The following is a 22,843-nucleotide window of genomic DNA, read 5'->3' as shown; positions in this document are numbered from 1 at the left end:
ACGCGGCCCTGGCGTCAGAGGCTGGAGGCCAACACCGTCTGGAAGAACCCGCGCGCCGATGCCAGGCAGAACGGCGGCACCAGCGTGCCGTGGTAGGCCAGGAACACCGCCGAGGCCTTGTCCGCCGGCGTGCCGGGCGTCGAGTTCGAGAGATTCGCCTTCGCGGTGGCGAAGCCGGCGCGGGCGGACGAGAACGCATCCGTGCGGCTCGAATCCTCGAGATCGACCACCGTCAGCGCGAAGGAGGACATGCCGCGCGCGGTGAAGTACCCGGCCGTGGCGCGCGTGCTCAGGAAGTTCACCGTCGGGTCGTTGGCGCCGCCGCACATCATCATGGGCCGGGTCGGCAGCCAGTTGCGCAGATCGTTCGCGACCGCGGCCTTGCGGAAGCCGAGCAGCGGTTTGCAGTTGAGCGGCGCGCTCGTGTTGAGCGAACTCGCGGTCGCCGGCAGCGCGTTGCCCGGGCAGGGGTTGGCCAGCAGGTCGTTGGCGGCCTGCGTCAGGTAGCTCTGCCGGACCAGGTTGTTGTCCCCGTAGAAGATCGCGAGCGAGGGATCGACCGGTCCCGGAACCGCATTCGCCGGAAAGAGCGCCAGCGGCGGCAGCTTGCCCTGGGCGAACAGGGTGTTGATCGGCGTGTTGCTGGGCAGCAGCGTGTCGATGCCGTTCGCGTACTGCGCCTCGTAGATGTCGCCGGTGGCGCTGTAGACGTTGCCGAACTGCTTCTGCCAGCTCGTCGACAGCAGCGGCGTGAGCTGCGTCGAACCGAGCGCCGGCCAGCCGCTGAAGCTGTAGTCCGTCAGCAGGCTGATCGCCGAGGGCGCCGAAAGCGGCGCCGAGGCGGTCACCGCCTGGCCGGTCGCCTGCATCTCGCGGTGCGCGGCCATCGCGACGTAGCCGCCCTGCGAGTAGCCGGTGATCAGCAGCTTGCCGGAGTCGGAAGCGGAAAGGCTCGCGAAGGTCTTGCGCGCGGCGGTCAGCGCATCGACCATGTCCTTGCCCTGCTGGTCGCCGTTGAGGTAGGGGTGGTAGGGCAGCGTGGACTTGTCGTAGCCCGCGTAGTTGGGCGCGACCACGATGTAGCCCTGCGCCGCGAAGGTGGCCGCGACCAGCAGGCCCTCGCCGGCGGCGGGCTGGGCCTGGTCGGTCCACTGTGCAAGGTTGTAGTTGCGCGCGCTTGACGTGCCGTGGGCATAAAGCACGACCGGTCGCGGGCCGGTGCAGTCCGGATCGCTGCCGCCCGGCAGCATCACGGCCGCGGTGGCATTGGTGGCTTCGCCCTGGCCGCCGACGGTGCGGTATTCGAGATAACGCACCTCGAAGGCGCACTTGGGTGTGCCGGCGACCTGCATCAGCGACTGGCCCTGCACCGTCGAGTTCAGGACGGTGGTGAACTGGGCGGCCGACAGCGTGGCGGTCTGCGCGGGCGGCGATGTCACGACCGATCCGCGGCCCGTGTCGGGTGTGCTGGTCAGGGCGAACCCGCCGCCGCCTCCGCCGCCGCCGCATCCGGAAAGCATCAGCACAGTGCCTGCGAACGCGATGGCCGTGAGTCTGTTCATTCGCTTGCCTCCTTGGTCGTGGGGAATCGAGGGTGAGGCGATTCTGGGCAGGTGCCGGAACCAGCGCAAGCAGGGCTTGCCTGCCCCTGTGGGGTCAGTGAGTCGCGGGGTCAGTCCTGCGCGGCCCAGTCGACCAGTGCGTCGAAGGCGGGACGCGCGGCCCCCGCATTGGCATGGTTCGCGATCGCGATCACCACGTAGCGCCGGCCGCTGGCCGCGTGCACATAGCCGGCCACGCCCGCGGCATCGCGCAGCGTGCCGGTCTTGAGATGCGCCGCGCCGCCCCCGCGCAGTGCGCGCTTGCGCAGCGTGCCGTCCACGCCCGTGGCCGGCAGCGAGGAGACCAGCTCGGGCATCAGGGGCGAACGCCATGCGATCTGCAGCATCTTCGCGAGCTCGGCCGCGCTGATGCGCTCGTCGCGCGACAGGCCCGAGCCGTTGTCGAGCACCGGCTGCCCCTCGGCGGTGCCGATGCGTTCGTTCCACCACTGGCGCACCGTCGCGCGCGCGGCCTCCAGGCTGCCTTGCCGCTTCTGCTGCAGGCCGAGCGTGAGAAAGAGCTGCTGCGCCATCACGTTGTTGCTGTACTTGTTGATGTCGCGAATGACTTCCGCGAGCGGCGGCGAGGCCACTTCGAACGCCGGCCGCAGTTCCGCCGGCACGCGGCCTTCGCGCACCACGCCCTTGATCCGGCCGCCCATCTCGCTCCACAGGCCGCCGACGGCGCGTGCCGCATAGCTCGCCGGATTCGAATACGCCACCGGCCACACCTTTTCACCGCACGCCGCCGGGAAGCTGCCGCTGAAGCCGATGCGCGCCGGGTCGTTGAATTCGGCGCCCAGGCTCGCGCGCCAGTCGTTGCACTCGCCGGCCGCGAGCGGCACCGCCGGCTGCATCGCGACGCCCGCGAGGGCCGGCTCGTAGCTCACCCGCGCGGTCTGCGTCGCGCGGTCCGGCACGAAGGTCATCACCACCGACTTGAAGTTGATGAGCAGCGCATCCGGCGCGGCGTTGTAGGGGCGCGAGCCTTCACCGTCGAAGGCGGAAGGATCACTGTCCGTCACTTCGAACGCGCTGCGGTCCAGCACGATGTCGCCGTCGATGCTCTGGATGCCGAGGGCCTGCACACGCCGCAGCAGCAGCCACAGCCTTTCGATCACCAGCTTGGGGTCGCCCTGCCCGCGGATGTAGAGGTTGCCCTCGAGCACGCCATTGCGCACCGGGCCGTCGACGTAGACCGGCGTGGTCCAGGTGAAAGCCGGCCCGAGCAGGTCGAGCGCCGCGTAGGTGGTGACCAGCTTCATGATCGACGCCGGATTGACCTGCACCTGCGAGCGCCAGGCGAGCCTCGGCGGCCGGACGCCGTCCGCGTCGGCGACGACCATGGTCACCGCGTCGCGCGGCACCTTGGCGCGGGCCAATGCGGCGTCGACTTCGGGGGGGAGGCTTTGCGCGCCGGCCTGCAGTGGCGCGAGAAAGGTGAATGCAAGAGCGAGCCCGAACACGCGGACGAAAAGGCGGGAAAAGGGCTTGACGATCGAGGCGGCGAACATCGCCGGATTATCCCGGCGCGGCTCGGCGCGCCGTTCGCCATAGGCCCCATTTCGGCGCCGTCCATGCCTCCCCTGGATAATCGCGTGATGTCCGCTGCCGCCCGTTTTTCCCCTCGCACTCTCGGCCTGGGCGCGGCCGTCATCACGGTGCTCGTCTGGACCGCCTTCATCGTCATCGCTCGGGCCTCCGCCAGCCGCTCGCTCACCCCCTTCGACATTGCCTTCGCCCGCATCTGCGGCGCCAGCCTGGTGCTGATCCCATGGGGCGCGCGGATCGTCGCGCGCGACGGCGATCCGGCGCACCGCTCGATGTTCGGCCTGTCGCCCTTGCCGCTGCGGCTCACCGCCACCGCCGGCATCTTCGGCGGGCTCGCCTATGCGCTCCTGGCCTACACCGGCTTCTTCTTCGCGCCGGCGACGCACGCCTCGGTGCTCATGCCCGGCAGCCTGCCGCTGTGGACCACGCTGCTCGCGGCCGTCGTGCTGCGCGACCGCATCACGCCGGGCCGTGCGCTCGGCCTGCTGCTGATCGTGCTGGGCGATCTGTTCGTCGGCGGCGCAAGCCTGCTCCATGCGCTCGAAGGCGGCGTGATCTGGAAGGGCGACCTGCTCTTCATGAGCGCCGCGTTCTGCTGGGCGTCGTACAGCGTGGTGGCGCGCAAGCACGGCCTCGACGCGGTGCGCGCGACCATCGCGATCACCGTCTTCGCCTTCATGACCTACGTGCCGGTCTACACGCTGCTGGCGGCAACCGGCGTGGTCACGAGCCGGCTCGGCAGCGCGCCGCTGGGCGAGATCGCGTTCCAGATGCTGTTCCAGGGCGTCGGCTCCGTGGTGATCTCGGGCATCACCTTCACGCGGATGGTCCAGTACTTCGGGCCGGTGCGCACCACCATGATCACGGCGCTGGTGCCGGGCCTGTCCGCGCTCGGCGCGGTCGTGCTGCTGGGCGAGCCGCTGCAATGGAGTCTCATCGCGGGGCTGATGCTGGTCACGGCCGGCATCCTGTTCGGCGTGCAGCGCGTCAGGGTGGGGGCGGTGCCGCAAGCGCCGGTGCCTGCCCGCGCAGCCGGAGGCGGTGCCGATGCCTGACAAGCTGCTCGCCTTCGACACCAGCACCGAGACGCTCTCGATCGCGGTGCGCCATGGTGACCTGCTGCTCGAGCACACCGGCGACGGCGGCGCGCAGTCGTCCGGGACGCTGATCCCGCTGGTCCAGAGGCTGCTCGCCGAGGCTGGCCTGGCCTTGCGCGAACTCGATGCGATCGCCTTCGGCCGCGGGCCGGGCTCCTTCACCGGCCTGCGCACCGCCTGTTCGGTGGCGCAGGGACTGGGCTTCGGCGCCGGCCTCAGGCTGCTGCCGATCGACACGCTGCATGCGGTCGCCGAGGAGGCCCGCCACCGCTTCGGCGCCCAGCGCGTGGTCGCGGTGCTCGATGCGCGCATGGACCAGGTCTACACCGCGTGCTACGACCTCGGCGTCGAAGTCGTGGCGAGCGAGCCTGACCTGCTCGAGCCCGAGAACGTCGTCGTGCCGTCCGGCTGGGTGCTCGCCGGCAATGCCTTCGCCGCCTATGGCGACCGCCTGCCGCGCGCGCCCGAGCGGCACGCCGTGCTCCCGACGGCCGCCGCGATGCTGCGCCTGGCGCCGGCCCTGCTCGCGGCGGACCGCAGCGTCGCGCCTGCCGATGCGTGGCCTCTCTACGTTCGCGATAAAGTGGCGCAGACTACCGAGGAGCGTGCCGCCATCAAGGCAGCCGCCGCCAAACAGCCATGAGCGCAGTTCTACTTCAGTCGCGTGAAGCCCGGCTCGAGCCGATCACGATCGAGCGCGTCCCCGCCGTCTGCGCGATCGAGCAGACGGCCTACACGCACCCGTGGACGACCGCCAACTTCATCGACTCGCTGGCAGCGGGCTATCACTGCCAGTGCCTCGTCGGCCCGGCGGCCGAGGAGGGCGATGCATCGGGCCCGCCGCGCGGTGCGCGTTCCTTGTGGAGCCGGGCGCTCTCGCGTCCGGCGCCCGAAACCATCATCGGCTACTTCGTCGCCATGAAAGGCGTGGACGAAGTGCACCTGCTCAACATCACCGTGGCGCCGGCCTTCCAGCGGCAGGGATGGGCGCCGCTCATGCTCGAGGCCCTGGCGGGCTGGTCGCGCGCGCAGAACGCGCAGTGGCTGTGGCTCGAAGTGCGCGCCAGCAACCAGCGCGCGCTCGCCATCTATGAGCGCAGCGGCTTCCGCCGCGTCGGCATCCGCAAGGGCTACTACCCGGCGTACGCCAGCGCGCGCGAGGATGCGGTGGTCATGAGCCTCAGACTCAACGAATCCAATAGCGCCTGGGGAGGGCTGGCATGACGCCGCGGCAGCGCGCGATGCTCGAGGAAATGGGCATCAGGCTTTTCTGGTGGCCCAAGGAAGAGGCGGGCGATGTGCCAGCCGTGGTGGCCGAAGCGCCCGCCGCCGCGCCGGTGGAGGAAGCCGTCGAAACGCCGGCCGAAGGCGCCCCCGCTCCGGCTGCGCGTCCGGTCGCTGCGGCGCCAGTGGCCGCGCCCGTTCCGCCCGCACGCGCACCGATCGCCCCGATGCACGGCGCCACCGTGCTCGCCGACGCGCCCCGCCATCTCTACGGCGGCGAGGCGATGGCCCAGGGCGGCTGGCTGGTCGTCGCCGACATGCCGCCCGAACTCCACGGCCGCCATGGCGAGCCCTTCGCCGGTGACGCCGGCCGCCTCCTCGACAACATGCTGCGCGCGCTCCAGCTCCACGATGGCGCGCTGCCGGTGCACCTGGTGCGCACGCACCGTGGCGTCGCTTCGGGCCAGCCCGACAGCCCGCGGCCGCTCGCCGAGGTGTTCGCCGAAAGTGCCGCCGCGCTCGCGCCGCGGCTCGTGCTCGCGATGGGACCGCTGGCTGCGCAAAGCCTGCTGCAAAGCGGCGACCCGCTCGGCAAGCTGCGCGGGCGCGCACTGCCGGTCGCGATGCTGCCGGGGTTCGATGTACCCGTCGTGGCGTCCTATCACCCGGCCTACCTGCTGCGCAATCCGGCCGACAAGGCGCGCGCCTGGGCCGATCTCTGCCTGGCTGCGGAAGAACTCGCGCACCGGAGCTGATCCGGTGGCGGCCTAAAATTCCGCCCATGACCTTCCTGGACAAGCTGCGCGCCGCCGAGCGCCAGAACGGCTCGCTGCTGTGCGTCGGGCTCGACCCCGAGCCGACGAAATTCCCCGCCCACCTGCGGGGCGACGCCAGCAAGATCTTCGACTTCTGCGCCCGCATCGTCGATGCGACTGCCGACCTCGCGATCGCCTTCAAGCCGCAGATCGCCTATTTCGCCGCCCATCGCGCCGAGGACCAGCTCGAGCAGCTCATGGAGCACATGCGCCGCAATGCGCCGCAGGTGCCCACCATCCTCGACGCCAAGCGCGGCGACATCGGCTCCACCGCCGAACAGTACGCGCGCGAGGCCTTCGAGCGCTACGGTGCCGATGCGGTGACGCTGTCGCCCTTCATGGGTTTCGATTCGGTCGAGCCCTATCTGCGCTTCGAAGGCAAGGGCGCCTTCCTGCTGTGCCGCACCAGCAATCCGGGCGGCTCCGACCTGCAGGGCCAGCGTCTGGCCGGTGTGCCGGGCGAGCCATTCCTGTACGAGCACGTCGCGAAGCTGGCGCAGGGCCCGTGGAACCTCAACGGCCAGCTCGGGCTGGTGGTCGGCGCGACCTATCCCAACGAGATCGAGCGCGTCCGCGCGCTCGCGCCGACCGTGCCGCTCCTGATCCCGGGCGTCGGCGCGCAGGGCGGCGACGCGGTCGCGACCGTCCGTGCCGGGTGGCGTTCCGATGCGCCGATCGTGGTCAATTCGTCGCGCGCGATCTGCTATGCCTCGGCCGGCGACGACTTCGCCGAAGCCGCGCGCCGCGAAGCCACGCGCACCCGCGACGCGCTCGAAGCCGCCAAGGCGGCCTGAAGACGGGGGATCGCGATGAGCGCAGCAGCCGACGCCTTTCCTGCCGAAGGCGGCTGCACCTGCCGCGCGGTGCGCTTTCGCATGACGACGCGGCCGCTGTTCGTCAACTGCTGCCACTGCCGCTGGTGCCAGCGCGAGACCGGCACCGCGTTCGCGCTCAACGCGATGATCGAAAGCGAGCGCGTCGAACTGCTGCAGGGCGAGGTCGAGATGGTCGACACGCCCTCGCTGAGCGGCAAGGGCCAGAAGATCGCGCGCTGCCCGCAGTGCCGCATCGCACTCTGGAGCCACTATGCGGGCGCCGGCGAGGCAGTGAAGTTCGTGCGCGTCGGCACGCTCGACGACCCCGACCTGCTGCCGCCCGACATCCACATCTTCACGGCCTCGAAGCAGCCGTGGGTGGTGCTGCCGCCGGGCATGCCGGCGGTTCTGGCGTACTACAGCCGCTCGCAGTACTGGCCGCCCGAGAGCATCGAGCGGCTCAAGGCCTTGAAGAAATAGCGCCCAGCCGCTCGGACACCTGGTCGGCGCAGGCCTTGAGCGCCAGCGCGATCTCGCCGTCCCAGCGCGTATCGAAGATCGCCGCCGGCCCGATCGCGGTCAGCGCGAGCACGATCGCGCCGGTGTGATCGAAGGCCGGCGCGGACATCGCGCTCACGCCGGGCAGGATCTCGCCTTCGGAGCGGCTCAGGCCGCGTGCGCGCACTTCGTGCAGCTGCGCCTCGAAGTCCTTCCAGCTCGGCAGCGGTCGTAGCGGCGGCATGCCGCGCTGCGGCGGCTCGGCGATGCCCTTGCGTTCGCGCTGGCGTTCTTCTTCGAGCAGGCGCTGGACCACCGCCGAATCGAGGTAGGCGCCGAAGAGCCGACCCGACGCGGTGTTGGTCAGCGAGAACACCGTGCCGTGCCGCATGTTCACGTGCAGCGGCGCGGGCGATTCGGCGATGCGCACGATGGTTGCGCCCCGGTCGCCCCATACCGCGATCGCCACCGTCTGCCCGATCTGCTGCGCGAGCTCGGTGATCAGCGGCGTTGCCACGTGCACCGGGTTCGCCTGCTGCAGGCTGATCAACCCCAGTTGCAACGCGAGTGGTCCGAGCAGATAGTGGCCGCTGGTGCGGTCCTGTTCGATCAGCCCGAGGCGGCCGAAGCTGACCATGTACGGATGCGCCTTGGCCGCGGACATCTCGGCCTCGCGCGCGAGGTCCTTCAGCGCCATCGGCCGGCCGTGGTGGACCAGGGCGCGCAGCAGCTGGCCCCCCACCTCGATGCTCTGGATGCCGCGCTGGGCGCGATCGTTGTCGCTGCTCATGACCGTGTCCCTCATTTGTTCATGGAGAAAGCATTAGACATTAACTGATCGTCCCATTACACTCCGCGCATTCGTTCCCTGCAAACTAATTTGCTTTAGTCAAATTTCAAGGAGACATCCCGCGATGAGCCAGACCAAGAAGTTCGCCAGCCAGGCCGACCTGGAAGAGAAGAAGGTCACCTTCAGCCAGATTTCCGAGCACGCCTGGGCCTACACGGCCGAGGGCGACCCCAACACCGGCATCGTGATCGGCGACGACTGCGTGCTGGTGGCCGACACCCAGGCCACGCCCGCGATGGCGCAGGACGTGATCCGCCGCATCCGCGAAGTCACCGACAAGCCGATCAAGTACGTGGTGCTCACGCATTACCACGCAGTGCGCGTGCTCGGCGCCAGCGCCTACGGGGCCGACCAGATCCTCGCCAGCCAGGACACCTACGACCTGATCGTCGAGCGCGGCGAAGAGGACAAGGCCAGCGAGATCGGCCGCTTCCCGCGCCTCTTTGCCGGCGTCGAGACCGTGCCGCCCGGCATGACCTGGCCGACCATGACCTTTACCGGCAAGATGACCCTCTGGCTCGGCAAGCTCGAAGTGCAGCTGCTGCAGCTGGGCCGCGGCCACACCAAGGGCGATACGGTGGTCTGGCTGCCGGGCGAGAAGACGCTGCTGTCGGGCGACCTCGTCGAGTTCGACGCCACGCCGTACGCGGGCGACGCCTACTTCCAGGACTGGCCGAAGACGTTGGACAACATCGCCGCGCTCAAGCCCAAGGCGCTGGTGCCCGGCCGCGGCGCGGCGCTCACGACGCCGGACGAAGTCGCCAGGGGCCTCGCCGGCACGCGCGACTTCATCGCCGATGTCTGGGCCAGCGTGAGCGCCAGCGCCAAATCGGGCAAGGACCTGAACACGGTCTACAAGGAAACCTACGCCAAGCTCAAGCCCAAGTACGGCCACTGGGTGATCTTCGACCACTGCATGCCCTTCGACGTCACGCGCTGCTACGACGAGGCGACGAAGTACGCCGACCCGCGCATCTGGACCGCCGAGCGCGACGTCGAGATGTGGAAGGCGCTGGAAGGCTGAAGCCATGGCAGCCTCCACATCGACGGCCGGGGCCACGGTCGACTACCAGTCGCTGCGCTTCGACTACAAGCGCCACCCCGACCAGGATGCCGCGCAGCCCGTGCGCCATCCGGTCGTGGTGGTCGGCGCCGGCCCGGTGGGCCTCGCGCTCGCGATCGATCTCGCCCAGCAGCAGGTGCCGGTGGTGCTGCTCGACAACGACAACACCCTCTCCACGGGCTCGCGCGCGATCTGTTTTGCCAAGCGCACGCTCGAAATCTTCGATCGCCTCGGCTGCGCCGACCCGGTGGTCGACAAGGGCGTGTCGTGGAAGCTCGGCAAGGTCTACTTCAAGGACGAGCAGGTCTATCACTTCGACCTGCTGCCCGAGGCGGGCCACGAGCGCCCGGCCTTCATCAACCTGCAGCAGTACTACGTCGAGGGCTATCTGGCCGAGCGCGTGGCCGAGCTGCCGCTGGTCGACCTGCGCTGGAACAACAAGGTGATCGGCATCGAGCAGAACGCCGACCGCGCGCTCGTCACCATCGAGACGCCGGAAGGCACCTACCAGCTCGAAGCCGACTACGTGGCGGCCTGCGACGGCTCCAAGTCCAACATGCGCCAGATGCTCGGGCAGGAAGCCAAGGGCCGCATCTTCCGCGACCGCTTCCTGATCGCCGACGTGAACATGGACACCGACCTGCCGACCGAGCGCAAGTTCTGGTTCGACCCGCCGTTCCATCCCGGCCAGAGCGTGCTGCTGCACAAGCAGGCCGACGACATGTGGCGCATCGACTTCCAGCTCGGCTGGGATGCCGATCCGGTCGAAGAGCGCAAGCCCGAGAACATCATCCCGCGCGTGCGCGCAATGCTGGACAGCATCGGGCACGAGGAGGTGCAGTTCACCATCGAATGGGCCAGCGTCTACACCTTCGCCTGCCAGCGCATGGAGCACTTCCGCCACGGCCGGGTGCTGTTCGCGGGCGATTCGGCGCACGGCGTCTCGCCCTTCGGCGCGCGCGGGGCGAATTCCGGCGTGCAGGATACGGACAACCTTGCCTGGAAGCTCGCCGCGGTGCTGCGGCACGAAGCGCCCGATGCCCTGCTCGACACCTACGCGAGCGAACGCGAGTACGCGGCCGACGAGAACATCCTCAACTCCACCCGCGCGACCGACTTCATCACGCCCAAGAGCGAGGTGAGCCGCCTGTTCCGCGACGCGGTGCTGGAGCTGTCCAAGCGCCACGCCTTCGCGCGCACGCTGGTGAACAGCGGCCGGTTGTCGGTGCCTTCGACGCTCCGCGATTCGCCGCTCAACACCGCCGACGTGGATGCGTTCGCGGGACGCATGGTGCCGGGCGCCCCGGCGGCCGATGCGCCGATCGTGCGCGCCGACGGCAGCACCGGCTGGCTGCTGCGCGAGTTGTGTCCTGCCTCGCAGGCGAATGCCGCCACTCGCTTCACCGCGCTGGTCTTCGGCCACGGCGAAGCGGCCGAACGCAGCCGCGAGGCGCTCGCGAAGTCCGACCTGCCGCTCACCATCGTGACCATCGCGGACACCAGCGAAGGCGCGCTCGCCGCAGAGCGCTACGACGCGAAGCCGGGCACCGTCTACCTGCTGCGACCCGACCAGCATGTGTGCGCGCGCTGGCGAAATCCCACTCCCGCGGACGTGCGCGGCGCGCGCGACCGCGCACTGGCAAAGGCCTGAAGCCATGACCACTGCGAACCTCATCACCACACCGAATTTCGAGGCGCCCGACGATTTCTACGAGGCGCTCATCGAAGCCCACCAGGGATTGAGCACCGAGGAAAGCCACGCCTACAACGCGCGCCTCGTGCTCGTGCTCGCCAACCACATCGGCTCCACCACCGTCCTGCGCCAGGCCTTTGAGGCCGCCGCGGTACCTGCCCGCTGAATTCCCGAATTCGAGAAAGAGGATTCCATGACGAAAGCATCCGCACCCGAGCGCCGTTACCAGAGCGGCTTCGGCAACGAATACGCCACCGAGGCCGTCCCCGGTGCGCTGCCGCAGGGCCGCAACAGCCCGCAGCGCGCGCCCTTCGACCTTTATCCCGAGTTGATCTCCGGCACCGCCTTCACCGCGCCGCGCCACCAGAACCGCCGCACCTGGGTCTACCGCCGCCAGCCCTCGGTGGTCGCCGGCCGCTACCAGGCCTACACGCAGCGGCTCTGGACGACCGGTGCCGATCGCGAGATCGCGCTGCCGCCCGAGCCGATGCGCTGGGGCCCGATCCCGCTGGACAACGCCGAGGTCGATTTCATCGACGGCATGCGCACGCTGGCCGCCAACGGCGATGCCGACGCGCAGGCCGGCATCGCCGCGCACGTCTACATCGCCAGCAAGTCGATGGACCGGCGCGCCTTCGTCAACGCCGACGGCGAAATGCTCTTCGTGCCGCAGCAGGGCCGCCTCGAGATCACGACCGAAATGGGCGTGCTCGACGTCAAGCCCGGCGAGATCGCATTGGTGCCGCGGGGCGTGGTGTTCAAGGTCAATCTCCCCGAGGGACTATCGCGCGGCTACGTCTGCGAGAACTACGGCGCGCAGTTCCGCCTGCCCGAACTCGGCCCGATCGGCTCGAACGGCCTTGCCAATGCGCGCGACTTCCAGGCGCCGGTGGCCGCCTACGAAGATGCGACCGTCGCCTACGAACTCGTGAAGAAGTTCGGCGGCCGCTTCTGGTCGGCGCCGACCAGGCATTCGCCCTTCAACGTGGTCGCCTGGCACGGCAACCTCGCGCCGGTGAAGTACGACACCCAGCACTTCATGACCATCGGCTCGATCAGCTACGACCATCCGGACCCGTCGATCTTCACGGTGCTCACCTCGCCGTCGGACACGCCCGGGACGGCCAACTGCGACTTCGTGATCTTCCCGCCGCGCTGGCTGGTCATGGAAGACACCTTCCGTCCGCCCTGGTACCACCGCAACCTCATGAGCGAATTCATGGGGCTGGTCTACGGCGAGTACGACGCCAAGCCCGGCGGCTTCAAGCCGGGCGGTGCGAGCCTGCATAACTGCATGGTGCCGCACGGCCCCGACGAGGAAGCCTTCGAGAAGGCGAGCCACAGCGACCTCCAGCCGCAGAAGCTCGACAACACGCTGGCCTTCATGTTCGAAAGCCGTTATCGCTTCGTTCCTTCCGGGTATGCGATGCAAAGCCCCGCGCTCGACCAGAACTACGCCGACTGCTGGGCCGGCCTCACGGACAAATTCAAGCCATGACGAACGCACTCAACGCCACCCACGACCCGAAGCTCAAGAGCTGGGTGAGCTCGGCCAACGAAGCCGGCTGCGACTTCCCGATCCAGAACCTGCCGTTCGGGCGCTTCCGTCCGAGCGGCAGCAAGGAGGGCTTCCGCATCGGCGTCGCGATCGGCGACCAGGTGCTCGACCTGAAGGCCGCGGGCCTGGTCGACACCGACGACATGAACCTGCTGCTGGCCCAGAGCGCCGCCGAGCGTCAGGCGCTGCGCAGTGCGCTCTCCGAAGGGCTGCGTGAAGGCAGCGCCAAGCAGGCGGCGTGGAGCAAGGCGCTGCATGCGCAATCGGCGGTCGAGCTCACCGTGCCTTGCCGCATCGGCGACTACACCGACTTCTACACCGGCATCCACCACGCCACCGCCGTCGGCCGGCAGTTCCGTCCGGACCAGCCGCTCATGCCCAACTACAAGTGGGTGCCGATCGGCTACCACGGCCGGGCATCGTCCATCGCCGTCAGCGGCCAGCGCTTCAAGCGCCCGCAGGGCCAGACCAGGGCGCCCGATGCGGCCGAGCCGGTTTTCGGCCCCTCCAAGCGCCTGGACTACGAGCTGGAGCTGGGCTTCATCGTCGGCCGCGGCAACGCGCTCGGCGAGCCGGTCGCGATGGTCGAGGCCGAGCAGCACCTGTTCGGCGTGACCTTGTTCAACGACTGGTCCGCGCGCGACCTGCAGGCGTGGGAATACCAGCCGCTCGGCCCGTTTCTCTCGAAGAACTTCGCGAGCACGATGTCGCCCTGGATCGTGACGATGGAAGCGCTCGCGCCGTTCCGCGCCAAGTTCGAGCGCCCGGCCGGCGATCCGCAGCCGCTGCCCTACCTCGACTCGCCCGCCAACCGCGAGAGCGGGGCGCTCGACATCACGCTCGAAGTCTGGCTGCAGACCGCGAAGATGCGCGAGGCCGGCGAACCGGCGGTGCGCCTCACGCGCGGCAACACCGCCGAAGCCGCCTACTGGACGCCTGCGCAACTGGTTGCCCATCACACGGTCAACGGCTGCAACCTGCAGCCGGGCGACCTGTTCGGCTCCGGCACGCTCTCGGGCCCGACGCAGGACCAGTCGGGCTCGCTGCTCGAATTGACCGTCGGCGGCAAGCAGCCGATCACGCTGCCCAACGGCGAGCGCCGCAGCTTCCTCGAAGACGGCGACACGCTGACCCTGCGCGGCTATTGCGAGCGCGCAGGCGCGGTGCGCATCGGGCTCGGGGAAGTCAGCGGGACGGTGCTGGCTGCGGGCTGATAGCGCGCCAGCGGGCGCCCCGCCGTCAGCTGCCGGCGGCCGCCGCCCGCGCGGCGTCGAGGTGCGTCCGGGCGCGCTCCGCCAGCGCCATTTCGCCGGGGGTGCCGGGCGTGTAGGCATCCACCTCGAGCGGCCGGCCGTGGGAGTCGACCGAGACGAAGACGATCAGGCACTCGGTGGTCTTGTGCATGCCGCCGCCCTTCATGTCGCCGCTGCGCACCTCGACCGAGATGTTCATGCTGGTGGCGCCGGTGTAGGCCAGGCGGGCCTCGACCTCCACGAGGTCGCCGATCATGATCGGCCGGTGGAAGCGGATGCTGCCGATGAAGACCGTCACGCAGTAGCGCTTGGACCAGCTCGTGGCGCAGGCGTAGCCGGCCTCGTCGATCCATTTCATGACGGTGCCGCCGTGGACCTTGCCGCCGAAATTGACGGTGCTGGGTTCGGCCAGGAAACGAAGGGTGATGGCTGACATGGCTGCGGGGTGGAGTTGATTGCCGAGAATTATGCGAGTCCCGTGCCAGTTTGGGGACCTGCCCAACAATCACGCCCATCGGCCCCGACGCCAGGAGACGAGACCCATGAACACCGCCGCCCAGCCCGCGCACCGCGACGCCGCCGAACGCCGCGCCTACTACGAGCGCATCCGCCCGCTGAACCTCACGCCGCTGTGGGAATCGCTGCACGCCCTGGTGCCGCGCGAACCGCAGACGCCCTGCGTGCCGGCGCTCTGGCGCTACGACGAGATCCGCCCGCTGCTCATGGAATCGGCCGAGCTCATCACCGCCGAAGAAGCGGTGCGCCGCGTGCTGGTGCTGGAGAACCCGGCGATCCCGGGCCGCTCGTCGATCACCCAGTCGCTCTACGCCGGGCTGCAGCTCATCATGCCGGGCGAGGTCGCGCCGTCGCACCGCCATGTGCAGTCGGCGCTGCGCTTCATCGTCGACGGCAAGGGCGCCTACACCACGGTGGCCGGCGAGCGCACCACGATGTATCCCGGCGACTTCATCATCACGCCGTCGTGGGCCTGGCACGACCATGGCAACGAAGGCATCGAGGGCGTGAGCGAGCCGGTGGTCTGGCTCGACGGCCTCGACATCCCGATGCTGCGCTTCTTCGACGCCGGCTTTGCCGAGAACGACGACGCCAGGATGCAGCAGGTCTCGCGGCCCGAAGGCAACAGCCTCGCGCGCTTCGGCCACAACATGGTGCCGGTGCGGCACGACCACGCGAGCCCGACCTCGCCGATCTTCAACTATCCCTACGTCCGCAGCCGCGAGGCGCTCGCGCAACTGCAGAAGCAGGAAGCGCCGGATGCCTGGCTCGGCCACAAGCTGCGCTACATCAATCCGCTGACCGGCGGCTCGCCGATGCCCACCATCGGCACCCACCTGCAGCTTCTGCCGGCCGGCTTCGCGGGCAAGACCCATCGCGCGACCGACGGCGCGGTCTACAGCGTGGTCGAAGGCCGCGGCACGGCGGAGATCGCCGGCCAGCGCTTCAGCTTCGGTCCGCGCGACACCTTCGTCGCGCCGTCGTGGGCGCCGCTGCGCCTCTCGGCGAGCGAAGAGGTGGTGCTGTTCAGCTTCTCGGACCGCCCGGTGCAGCAGGCGATGGGTGTGTTGCGCGAGGCCTTCCTCGCGGATTCCTGATCGCCCCGGTCACTGCCGCGGCCGGCAGCGGTCGCGGCTCCTTTCTCGCCGAAGGTCAATGGGGAACCGGTTCGCCAGGGCAATACGAGCCTCGCGTAACGACTGGTCACAGGTGGGGCTATCCTCGTGGCCCTTTCCTCTTTCTTTCCCCCCGTTTCGCTTTATGCACGCATCCAAGAGAGCTCTTCTCGCAGTCGCCTGCGGCCTCGTCGCAGGCGCCTTGCCGTTCGGCGCCATGGCAGAGGCGCCCGCATGGCCCACCCGGCCGGTCCGCCTGCTGGTGGGCTTCCCCGGCGGATCGACGCCCGACATCGCGGCACGTACCATCGCCGAGCCGCTGTCCAAGGCCCTCGGGCAGCCGGTCGTGGTCGACAACAAGCCGGGCGCGTCGGGCAACATCGCGGCCGACCAGGTCGCCAAGGCCACGGACGACCACACCCTCGGCATCGTGATCAACGGCAACCTGACCTCGTCGAAGATGCTGTATCCGAAGCTTCCTTACGACCCGGCCAAGGACTTCACCTACCTCTCGCTGATCGCCACCGCGCCGCTGATGCTGGTCGCGCCGGCCAACCTGCCGGGCGGCGCCGCCTTCTTCGACGCCGCGCGCAAGGCCGGCGACAGCTGGAGCTACGGCTCGGTGGGCGTTGGTTCGGTCGGCCATCTCGGCATGGAGCAGCTCAACAGCCGCGTGCCGGGCATGAAGCCGGTGCACGTGCCCTATCAGGGCAACCCGCAAGTGGTCACCGGCCTGATCGGCGGGCAGGTGCAGATGGCGCTGATCCCGCCGGGCGTGGCGCTGCCGCAGGTCAAGGCCGGCAAGCTGCGCGCCATCGGCCTCACGAGCGGCCGCAGCACGCTGGCGCCCGACGTGCCCTCGCTCTCCGAAGCGGGCGTGAAGGATTTCAACCTCGAGGTGTGGACCGCGCTGCTCGGCCCGGCGAAGCTCTCGAAGGCCGCGCAGGAGCGGATCGGCAAGGAACTCGCGATCATCATGAAGTCGCCCGAGGTGCGCCAGAAGCTGTTCGACCAGGGCTGGCAGGCGGTCGGCACCTCGCCTGACGGCATGCGCACGCGCGTGAAGGAAGAGGCGGCGATCATGTCGAAGATCATCTCCACCAACAACATCAAGCTCCAGTGACCACAGCGACTGTCATCGAGCCGCAGCGCGAGCTGCCGGTCTTCGGCGAATACGACGTCGTCGTGGTCGGCGGCGGGCCGGCCGGCATCGCGGCCAGCGTGAGTGCCGCGCGGCATGGCGCGCGCACGCTGCTGGTCGAGCGCTACGGCTTCCTCGGCGGCATGGGCACCGCGGGCGGCGTGACCAACTTCGCGGGCCTGTACGGCAAGCGCGACGGCGAGATGACGCAGCTCGTGCACGGCGTGGCCGACGACCTGCTCGATCGCATCGATGCGCTGGGCGGCCTCAACAAGCCGCAGGACGGCATGCAGGGCCGCATCCGCGTGCGCTCCTACGACACCTCGGTCTACAAGTGCGCGGCCGACCAGCTGCTGCTCGGTGCGGGCGTGCACCTGCTGTTCCACGCGCTCGCGGCTGCGGTCGTGATGGACGGCCAACGCATCGCCCTGCTCGTCGTCGAGACCAAGTCGGGCCGGCAGGCCATCCGTGCCAACGCCTTCATCGACGGCAGCGGCGATGCCGATGTCGCGGCCTTCGCGGGCGTGCCGTTCGCGGTCGGCGACGGGCATGGCAGCGGGTTGTTCCCGTCCACCATGTTCCGCGTCGGCCATGTCGATGCAGAGCGCGCGCTGGCGGCGGTGGGCGAGTTCAAGGCGATCAACGACCTGATGGCGAAGGTGCGCGAGCGCGATCCGGACGCGTATCGCTTCCCGCGCGAGGGCGCGATCCTGCGCCCGCAGATCGACCCGCGCGAATGGCGCGCCAACGTCACGCAGATCCGCAACGCGCGAGGCGATGCGATGAACGGCGTGGATGCACGCGAGCTCAGCGACGGCGAGGTCGAAGGTCGGCGGCAGATCGCCGAGTACTTCCGCTTCCTCAAGGCGGAAGTGCCGGGCTTCGAGCAGTCGGCGATCGTCGAGATCGCGCGCAGGTGGGCATCCGCGAGACGCGGCGCATCGAAGGGCTCCATGCGCTGACCGGCGAGGACATCCTGTCGTCCGCGCGCTTCGACGACAGCATCGGCATCAACGCCTGGCCGATGGAGATGCACGCGGCGGGCCGCATCGAATGGGCCTTCCCGCGCGACGAGCGGCGCACCTACAACCAGCTGCCGTGGCGCATGATCGTGCCGCGCGGCGTGGACAACCTGCTCGTCGCCGGCCGCTGCGCATCGATGACGCACGAAGGCCAGTCGGCGGCGCGCGCGAGCGGCGGCTGCTTCGTGATGGGGCAGGCGGCCGGCACGGCGGCGGCCTCGCTGGGCGCCGGCCGCTTCGCGGCCGTGGATGTGCCGGCGCTGCAGGGCAAGCTGGTCGCGGACGGCGTGGACATCGACCGCTGAGGCACTGAAGCCCTGACAGGAGCGGGACAGCGCAGCGCCCGTCTCTTTGCTATCGTTGCGGGCTCGTTTCTGCGCTTTTCCCCATGACCGACCCCGCAACCGCCGCCCGCCTCGTCGACGATCTCGTCGAGCTGATGCACCTCGAACCCCTGGGCGAAGACCGATTCCTCGCGCAAAGCGAGGACATCGGCACCCCGGCCGTCTACGGCGGCCAGGTGCTCGGACAGTCGCTGATGGCGGCGTGCCGCACCGTCGGCGCCGATCGGCCGGTGCATTCGATGCACGCCTATTTCCTGTTGCCCGGCGAACATGCGCCGATCGAATACGCGGTGGACCGCGTGCGCGACGGCCGCAACTTCACTGCGCGGCACGTGGTCGCGCGGCAAGGCGAGCGGATCATCTTCGAGATGTCGGCCTCGTTCCAGACCGTGGACAAGGGCATCGAGCACCAGCTCCAGATGCCCGAGCTGGACGGCCCCGAGGGCCTGCCGAGCGAGCTCGACCAGCGCATCGCGCTCGGCGAGCGCCTGCCGGCGTACTTCCGCGCCAAGGGCCTCTCGCCGCACGGCATCGAATACCGCCGCGTCGAGCCCGACGATCCGCTCGACCCGGCGCCGCGCCCTTCCGAAAGCGCAGTCTGGATGCGTGCCATTGCGCCGCTGCCGGACGACCCGCTGGTCCATCGCGCCTTGCTCGCCTATGCCTCGGACCATGGCCTGCTGCGTGCCGCAATGCTGCCGCACGGCCTGAGCTTCATGAGCGGGCAGGTGCGCCCCGCGAGCCTCGACCACGCGATGTGGTTCCACCGCGATTTCCGTATGGACGAGTGGCTGCTCTACGTGCTGGATTCGCCGAGCGCGGGCGGCGCACGCGGCTTCTGCCGCGGCAGCGTGTTCACGCGCGACGGCCGGCTGGTCGCATCCACCGCGCAGGAAGGGATGCTGCGCATCCTGCCCAAGGGAAGCTTGCTGTCGAGCGCGGGCCGCGCCGCGCCGATCTAGGTTTGCAGGCTGCCGGTCAGCCGCGGAATGGGTTGGCCGTGGCAAACCACAGGCCGATGCCCGTGGCGATGATGAAGGCCGCGTCGGTCACGCCCGCGATCAGAAAGAACTGCGTCTGCAGCGTGTCCTTGAGTTCCGGCTGGCGTGCCGTGCCTTCGAGCAGCTTCGACCCGACGATGCCGATGCCGAGGCATGAGCCCACGGCGGCGATGCCGATGAGAAGACCTGCAGCGAGGGGGAGGATGTCGAAGCCGTTCATGATGCGCTTTCGTCGGCCTTGGAAGTCCGGCCTGGTTGCTGCCGGCGCCACCGCGGCTCCGGCTCGGCTCCAATGTCACCCGGCAGGCGCATGGCGTCGATGACCTCGGAGGTCATGCCGCCGGCACCGTCACCGGGTTTCCTCAGCCGGGCAGCAGGCGCTTGAGATAGCGCCCGGTGTGGCTCGCGTCGTTCGCGGCAATCGTCTCCGGCGTGCCGACGCCCACCACCGTGCCGCCGCCGGCGCCGCCTTCGGGGCCCATGTCGACCAGCCAGTCGGCGGTCTTGATCACATCGAGGTTGTGCTCGATCACCACGATCGTGTTGCCTGCGTCACGCAGCTGGTGCAGCACCTTGAGCAGCAGCTCGATGTCCGCGAAGTGCAGGCCGGTGGTCGGCTCGTCGAGGATGTAGAGCGTGCGGCCGGTGTCGCGCTTGCTGAGTTCGAGCGCGAGCTTCACGCGCTGCGCTTCGCCGCCCGACAGCGTCGTGGCCGCCTGGCCCAGCTTGATGTAGCTCAGGCCCACATCGAGCAGCGTGCGCAGCTTGCGTTCGATCGTGGGCACGGCCTTCAGGAATTCGTATGCGGCCTCCACCGTCATGTCGAGGATCTGCGCGATGTTGCGGCCCTTGTACTGCACCTCCAGCGTCTCGCGGTTGTAGCGCTGGCCGTGGCACACCTCGCAGGGCACGTAGACGTCGGGCAGGAAGTGCATCTCGACCTTCACCACCCCGTCGCCCTGGCAGGCTTCGCAGCGGCCGCCGGCGACGTTGAAGCTGAAGCGGCCCGGGCCGTAGCCGCGTTCGCGCGCGGTGTGGGTCTCGGCCATGAGTTCGCGGATCGGCGTGAAGAGGCCGGTGTAGGTGGCCGGGTTGCTGCGCGGCGTGCGGCCGATCGGCGACTGGTCGACGCTGATGACCTTGTCGAAGTACTCGATGCCCTCGATCGCCTCGTGCGGGGCCGGCTCCTCGTGCGCGCGATAGAGCGTGCGCGCCACGGCGGTGTAGAGCGTGTCGTTGACCAGCGTCGACTTGCCCGAACCCGAGACGCCGGTGACGCAGGTCAGCAGGCCGACCGGAAAGGCCACGCCGACGTTCTTGAGGTTGTTGCCGGTCGCGCCGACGACGCGGATTTCCTGCACGTCGCTCTGCGTCGCGAGATGCGCGGCTTCGCGCGCGGCGCGGCGCTCGGCGGCGGCGCTCGGCGGAAAACGCGACGCCTTCTTCGCCGTCTCCGGCGCGGCCTTGGTGACGACCGGCAGCCAGGGCGTGCGACGCGCCGGCACGGCGATCTTCTTCTGGCCCGAGAGGTATTGCCCGGTGAGTGAATCCGGATTGCCCGCGACCTGCGCGTAGCTGCCCTGCGCCATCACGCGCCCGCCATGCACGCCGGCGCCGGGGCCCATGTCGATGATGTGGTCGGCGGCGTGGATCATGTCCTCGTCGTGCTCGACCACGATGACGCTGTTGCCGATGTCGCGCAGGTGCTTCAGCGTGCCGATGAGGCGGTCGTTGTCGCGCTGGTGCAGGCCGATGCTGGGCTCGTCGAGCACGTACATCACGCCGGTGAGACCGGAGCCGATCTGCGACGCAAGACGGATGCGCTGCGCCTCGCCGCCGGACAGCGTCTCGGCGCTGCGGTCGAGGCTCAGGTAGTTGAGGCCGACGTCGTTGAGGAACTTGAGGCGCAGCCCGATCTCGCGCACCACCTTGTCGGCGATCTCGGCCTTGGCGCCGCGCAGATGCAGTGCGCGGAAGTAATCGAAGCTCTCGCGCAGCGTGGCGCGGCTGATCTCGTAGATCGCCATGCGGCGCGGCTCGGGGCCCGCGTCGTCCACCAGGAACACGTTGCGCGCCTCGCGCCGAAGCCGGGTGCCTTCGCAGTCGGGGCAGGGCTGGAGGTTGCGGAAGCGCGAGAGGTCTTCGCGCACCATCGCCGAATCGGTCTCGCGGTAGCGGCGCTCCATGTTCGGGATGATCCCTTCGAAGGGGTGCTTGCGCACCAGCTTCTTGCCGGCCTGCTGGCCGCTCTCCATCACGTAGCTGAACTTGATCTCTTCCTCTGCCGAGCCGTTCAGCACGGTCTGCTGCACCGACGCGGGCAGCTCCTCGAAGGGCCTGTCGAGGTCGAACTTGTAGTGCTTGGCGACGCTCTCCAGCATGCTGAAGTAGTAGCCGTTGCGGCGGTCCCAGCCCTTCACCGCGCCGCTCGCGAGGCTCAGCGACGGAAAGGCGACCACGCGCGCCGGGTCGAAGAACTCCCGGTTGCCCAGGCCGTCGCAGGTCGGGCAGGCGCCGACGGGCGAGTTGAAGGAAAACAGGCGCGGTTCGAGCTCGGCCAGCGAGTAGTGGCAGATCGGGCAGGCGAACTTCGCGTTGAAGAGATGCTCGCGCGCGGGCGGCAGTCCGGAGGCCGGCGGCTCGGTCGCGGGCGCATCCATTTCCAGCGCGATCGCGCGGCCGTCGGCCAGGCGCAGCGCGGCCTCGAAGCTCTCGGCGAGGCGCTGCTGCATGTCGGGGCGCGCGCGCAGGCGGTCGATCACCACGTCGATGTCGTGCTTCTCGGTCTTCTTGAGCTTGGGCAGGTCGTTGTATTCGTAGGTCTGCCCGTCGACCCGGAAGCGGATGTAGCCCTGCGCCTGCATCTCGGCGAAGAGTTCGAGGAATTCGCCCTTCTTGTCGCGCGCCACCGGCGCCAGGATCATCAGGCGCGGGCCGGACCGTTCGCCCCCACGCTCGGCACTTTCGTGTCCTCGCTGCCCCCCGAGGGGGCTCTCGCCGCTTGGGGCGGCCCGGCGCGGCTCGGGGATCGCGAGCACCGCATCCACCATCTGGCTCACCGTCTGCGCCTGCAGCGGCAGGCCGTGGTCGGGGCAGTAGGGCGTGCCGGCGCGCGCGTACAGCAGGCGCAGGTAGTCGTGGATCTCGGTCACCGTGCCCACGGTGGAGCGCGGGTTGTGGCTGGTGGCCTTCTGCTCGATGCTGATCGCCGGCGACAGGCCTTCGATGACGTCGACGTCCGGCTTGTCCATCAGCTGCAGGAACTGCCGCGCATAGGCCGAGAGGCTCTCCACGTAGCGGCGCTGCCCTTCGGCGTACAGCGTGTCGAACGCGAGGCTCGACTTGCCCGACCCCGACAGGCCGGTGATCACCACCAGCTTGTTGCGCGGAATGTCGAGGTCGACGTTCTTGAGGTTGTGCGTGCGTGCGCCGCGAATGCTGATGCGCTGCTGCGCGAGCACGGCACCGAGATAGGCGTCATCGGGGGTGGGTTTCACGGGGCGGTCGATTCTGGGCAACCGGACATGATAAGTGCCCGTGTGTTTCAGGGCTCGTGACGGGATTTCGGCCTGGCCACCCCGGTTGCCCGGCAGGAATCCCTGCCTCGCATCCAAGAAAATTCTGAAAATTGCCGCGCGAATGAGGAAAGATCGCGCATCGCAGAGCTGCGCCGCTATGCTCCCCTG

The 22,843-nt window shown here is 69.3% G+C and carries 20 protein-coding genes and 1 pseudogene; 15 read left to right on the top strand and 6 right to left on the bottom strand.

All coding sequences use genetic code 11. The annotated features are described in order from the left end of the window. Window positions 1-14: 14 nt before the first annotated feature. Together VAR608DRAFT_RS35625 and dacB are read right to left on the bottom strand one after the other, a co-directional pair. Complete coding sequence (locus VAR608DRAFT_RS35625; protein WP_088958345.1) at window positions 15-1,562, bottom strand: alpha/beta hydrolase family protein; 1,548 nt, start codon at window positions 1,560-1,562, stop codon at window positions 15-17. A gap of 110 nt (window positions 1,563-1,672) precedes the next feature. Further along, on the bottom strand, window positions 1,673-3,115 hold the full coding sequence (gene dacB / locus VAR608DRAFT_RS35620; RefSeq protein ID WP_088958344.1) for a D-alanyl-D-alanine carboxypeptidase/D-alanyl-D-alanine endopeptidase: 1,443 nt from the start codon (window positions 3,113-3,115) through the stop codon (window positions 1,673-1,675). An 87-nt stretch (window positions 3,116-3,202) separates the two neighbouring features. Between dacB and VAR608DRAFT_RS35615 the strand changes: the two genes are divergently transcribed. From VAR608DRAFT_RS35615 to VAR608DRAFT_RS35590, 6 genes are read left to right on the top strand one after another with little or no spacing between them, the layout of a single operon-like run. After that, entirely contained in the window at window positions 3,203-4,207 is a 1,005-nt protein-coding gene (locus tag VAR608DRAFT_RS35615; protein ID WP_088958343.1) for a DMT family transporter, read from the top strand. After that, entirely contained in the window at window positions 4,200-4,892 is a 693-nt protein-coding gene (gene tsaB / locus VAR608DRAFT_RS35610) for a tRNA (adenosine(37)-N6)-threonylcarbamoyltransferase complex dimerization subunit type 1 TsaB (RefSeq protein WP_088958342.1), read from the top strand. The genes VAR608DRAFT_RS35615 and tsaB overlap by 8 nt, the downstream gene beginning before the upstream one ends. Beyond that, on the top strand, window positions 4,889-5,473 hold the full coding sequence (locus tag VAR608DRAFT_RS35605; RefSeq protein ID WP_088958341.1) for a GNAT family N-acetyltransferase: 585 nt from the start codon (window positions 4,889-4,891) through the stop codon (window positions 5,471-5,473). Before tsaB ends, VAR608DRAFT_RS35605 begins: the two co-directional genes overlap by 4 nt. Beyond that, window positions 5,470-6,228: a uracil-DNA glycosylase family protein gene (locus VAR608DRAFT_RS35600; protein WP_088958340.1), complete on the top strand. Its 759-nt coding sequence runs from the start codon at window positions 5,470-5,472 to the stop codon at window positions 6,226-6,228. Before VAR608DRAFT_RS35605 ends, VAR608DRAFT_RS35600 begins: the two co-directional genes overlap by 4 nt. A 26-nt stretch (window positions 6,229-6,254) precedes the next feature. After that, on the top strand, window positions 6,255-7,082 hold the full coding sequence (gene pyrF, locus VAR608DRAFT_RS35595) for an orotidine-5'-phosphate decarboxylase (protein WP_088958339.1): 828 nt from the start codon (window positions 6,255-6,257) through the stop codon (window positions 7,080-7,082). Between the two features lie 15 nt (window positions 7,083-7,097). Beyond that, window positions 7,098-7,583 (top strand): GFA family protein, encoded by a 486-nt coding sequence (locus VAR608DRAFT_RS35590; protein WP_088958338.1) that lies wholly within the window; start codon window positions 7,098-7,100, stop codon window positions 7,581-7,583. Here VAR608DRAFT_RS35590 and VAR608DRAFT_RS35585 read toward each other — a convergent pair. Next, a complete protein-coding gene (locus VAR608DRAFT_RS35585) occupies window positions 7,564-8,391 on the bottom strand; it encodes an IclR family transcriptional regulator (protein ID WP_231973074.1) in 828 nt (275 codons plus the stop codon). The two genes, VAR608DRAFT_RS35590 and VAR608DRAFT_RS35585, sit on opposite strands and share 20 nt — an antisense overlap. 124 nt (window positions 8,392-8,515) lie before the next feature. Between VAR608DRAFT_RS35585 and VAR608DRAFT_RS35580 the strand changes: the two genes are divergently transcribed. The 5 genes from VAR608DRAFT_RS35580 to fahA are packed head-to-tail and all read left to right on the top strand — an operon-like array spanning window position 8,516 to window position 13,979. Next, window positions 8,516-9,475, top strand: coding sequence for an MBL fold metallo-hydrolase (locus tag VAR608DRAFT_RS35580; protein WP_088958336.1), 960 nt, complete (start codon window positions 8,516-8,518; stop codon window positions 9,473-9,475). 4 nt (window positions 9,476-9,479) lie between these two features. Beyond that, window positions 9,480-11,165, top strand: coding sequence for an FAD-dependent oxidoreductase (locus VAR608DRAFT_RS35575; RefSeq protein WP_088958335.1), 1,686 nt, complete (start codon window positions 9,480-9,482; stop codon window positions 11,163-11,165). A gap of 4 nt (window positions 11,166-11,169) precedes the next feature. Then, on the top strand, window positions 11,170-11,373 hold the full coding sequence (locus VAR608DRAFT_RS35570; RefSeq protein WP_088958334.1) for a DUF2783 domain-containing protein: 204 nt from the start codon (window positions 11,170-11,172) through the stop codon (window positions 11,371-11,373). A gap of 27 nt (window positions 11,374-11,400) precedes the next feature. Continuing rightward, a complete protein-coding gene (gene hmgA / locus VAR608DRAFT_RS35565; protein ID WP_088958333.1) occupies window positions 11,401-12,705 on the top strand; it encodes a homogentisate 1,2-dioxygenase in 1,305 nt (434 codons plus the stop codon). Beyond that, on the top strand, window positions 12,702-13,979 hold the full coding sequence (gene fahA / locus VAR608DRAFT_RS35560) for a fumarylacetoacetase (protein WP_088958332.1): 1,278 nt from the start codon (window positions 12,702-12,704) through the stop codon (window positions 13,977-13,979). The genes hmgA and fahA overlap by 4 nt, the downstream gene beginning before the upstream one ends. A gap of 25 nt (window positions 13,980-14,004) precedes the next feature. Here fahA and VAR608DRAFT_RS35555 read toward each other — a convergent pair whose 3' ends face one another. After that, the gene (locus VAR608DRAFT_RS35555; protein ID WP_088958331.1) at window positions 14,005-14,454 is read right to left on the bottom strand and encodes an acyl-CoA thioesterase; all 450 of its coding nucleotides are present in this window, start codon (window positions 14,452-14,454) and stop codon (window positions 14,005-14,007) included. 106 nt (window positions 14,455-14,560) lie between these two features. Here VAR608DRAFT_RS35555 and gtdA point away from each other — a divergent pair, with 106 nt between their 5' ends. From gtdA to VAR608DRAFT_RS35535, 4 genes and pseudogenes are all read left to right on the top strand, one after another. Further along, window positions 14,561-15,631 (top strand): gentisate 1,2-dioxygenase, encoded by a 1,071-nt coding sequence (gene gtdA / locus VAR608DRAFT_RS35550; protein WP_088958330.1) that lies wholly within the window; start codon window positions 14,561-14,563, stop codon window positions 15,629-15,631. Between the two features lie 163 nt (window positions 15,632-15,794). After that, window positions 15,795-16,772, top strand: coding sequence for a Bug family tripartite tricarboxylate transporter substrate binding protein (locus tag VAR608DRAFT_RS35545; protein WP_088958329.1), 978 nt, complete (start codon window positions 15,795-15,797; stop codon window positions 16,770-16,772). Continuing rightward, a pseudogene (locus tag VAR608DRAFT_RS35540) lies at window positions 16,769-18,117 on the top strand (FAD-dependent oxidoreductase). The gene VAR608DRAFT_RS35545 and the pseudogene VAR608DRAFT_RS35540 overlap by 4 nt, the downstream one beginning before the upstream one ends. 83 nt (window positions 18,118-18,200) lie before the next feature. Continuing rightward, window positions 18,201-19,118, top strand: a complete 918-nt coding sequence (locus VAR608DRAFT_RS35535) for an acyl-CoA thioesterase (protein ID WP_088958328.1) — start codon at window positions 18,201-18,203, stop codon at window positions 19,116-19,118. 16 nt (window positions 19,119-19,134) lie between these two features. Here the strand turns inward: VAR608DRAFT_RS35535 and atpE are convergent, their stop codons facing one another. Together atpE and VAR608DRAFT_RS35525 are read right to left on the bottom strand one after the other, a co-directional pair. Continuing rightward, on the bottom strand, window positions 19,135-19,377 hold the full coding sequence (atpE, locus tag VAR608DRAFT_RS35530; protein ID WP_088958327.1) for a F0F1 ATP synthase subunit C: 243 nt from the start codon (window positions 19,375-19,377) through the stop codon (window positions 19,135-19,137). Between the two features lie 142 nt (window positions 19,378-19,519). Next, window positions 19,520-22,654: an excinuclease ABC subunit UvrA gene (locus tag VAR608DRAFT_RS35525; RefSeq protein ID WP_088958326.1), complete on the bottom strand. Its 3,135-nt coding sequence runs from the start codon at window positions 22,652-22,654 to the stop codon at window positions 19,520-19,522. Window positions 22,655-22,843: the final 189 nt, after the last annotated feature.

It is taken from the genome of Variovorax sp. HW608 (assembly GCF_900090195.1).
Taxonomy (GTDB): Bacteria; Pseudomonadota; Gammaproteobacteria; order Burkholderiales; family Burkholderiaceae_C; genus Variovorax.
The sequence above is the reverse complement of the archived record's forward strand: the minus strand, read 5'-3'. Positions and strand labels throughout refer to the sequence as shown.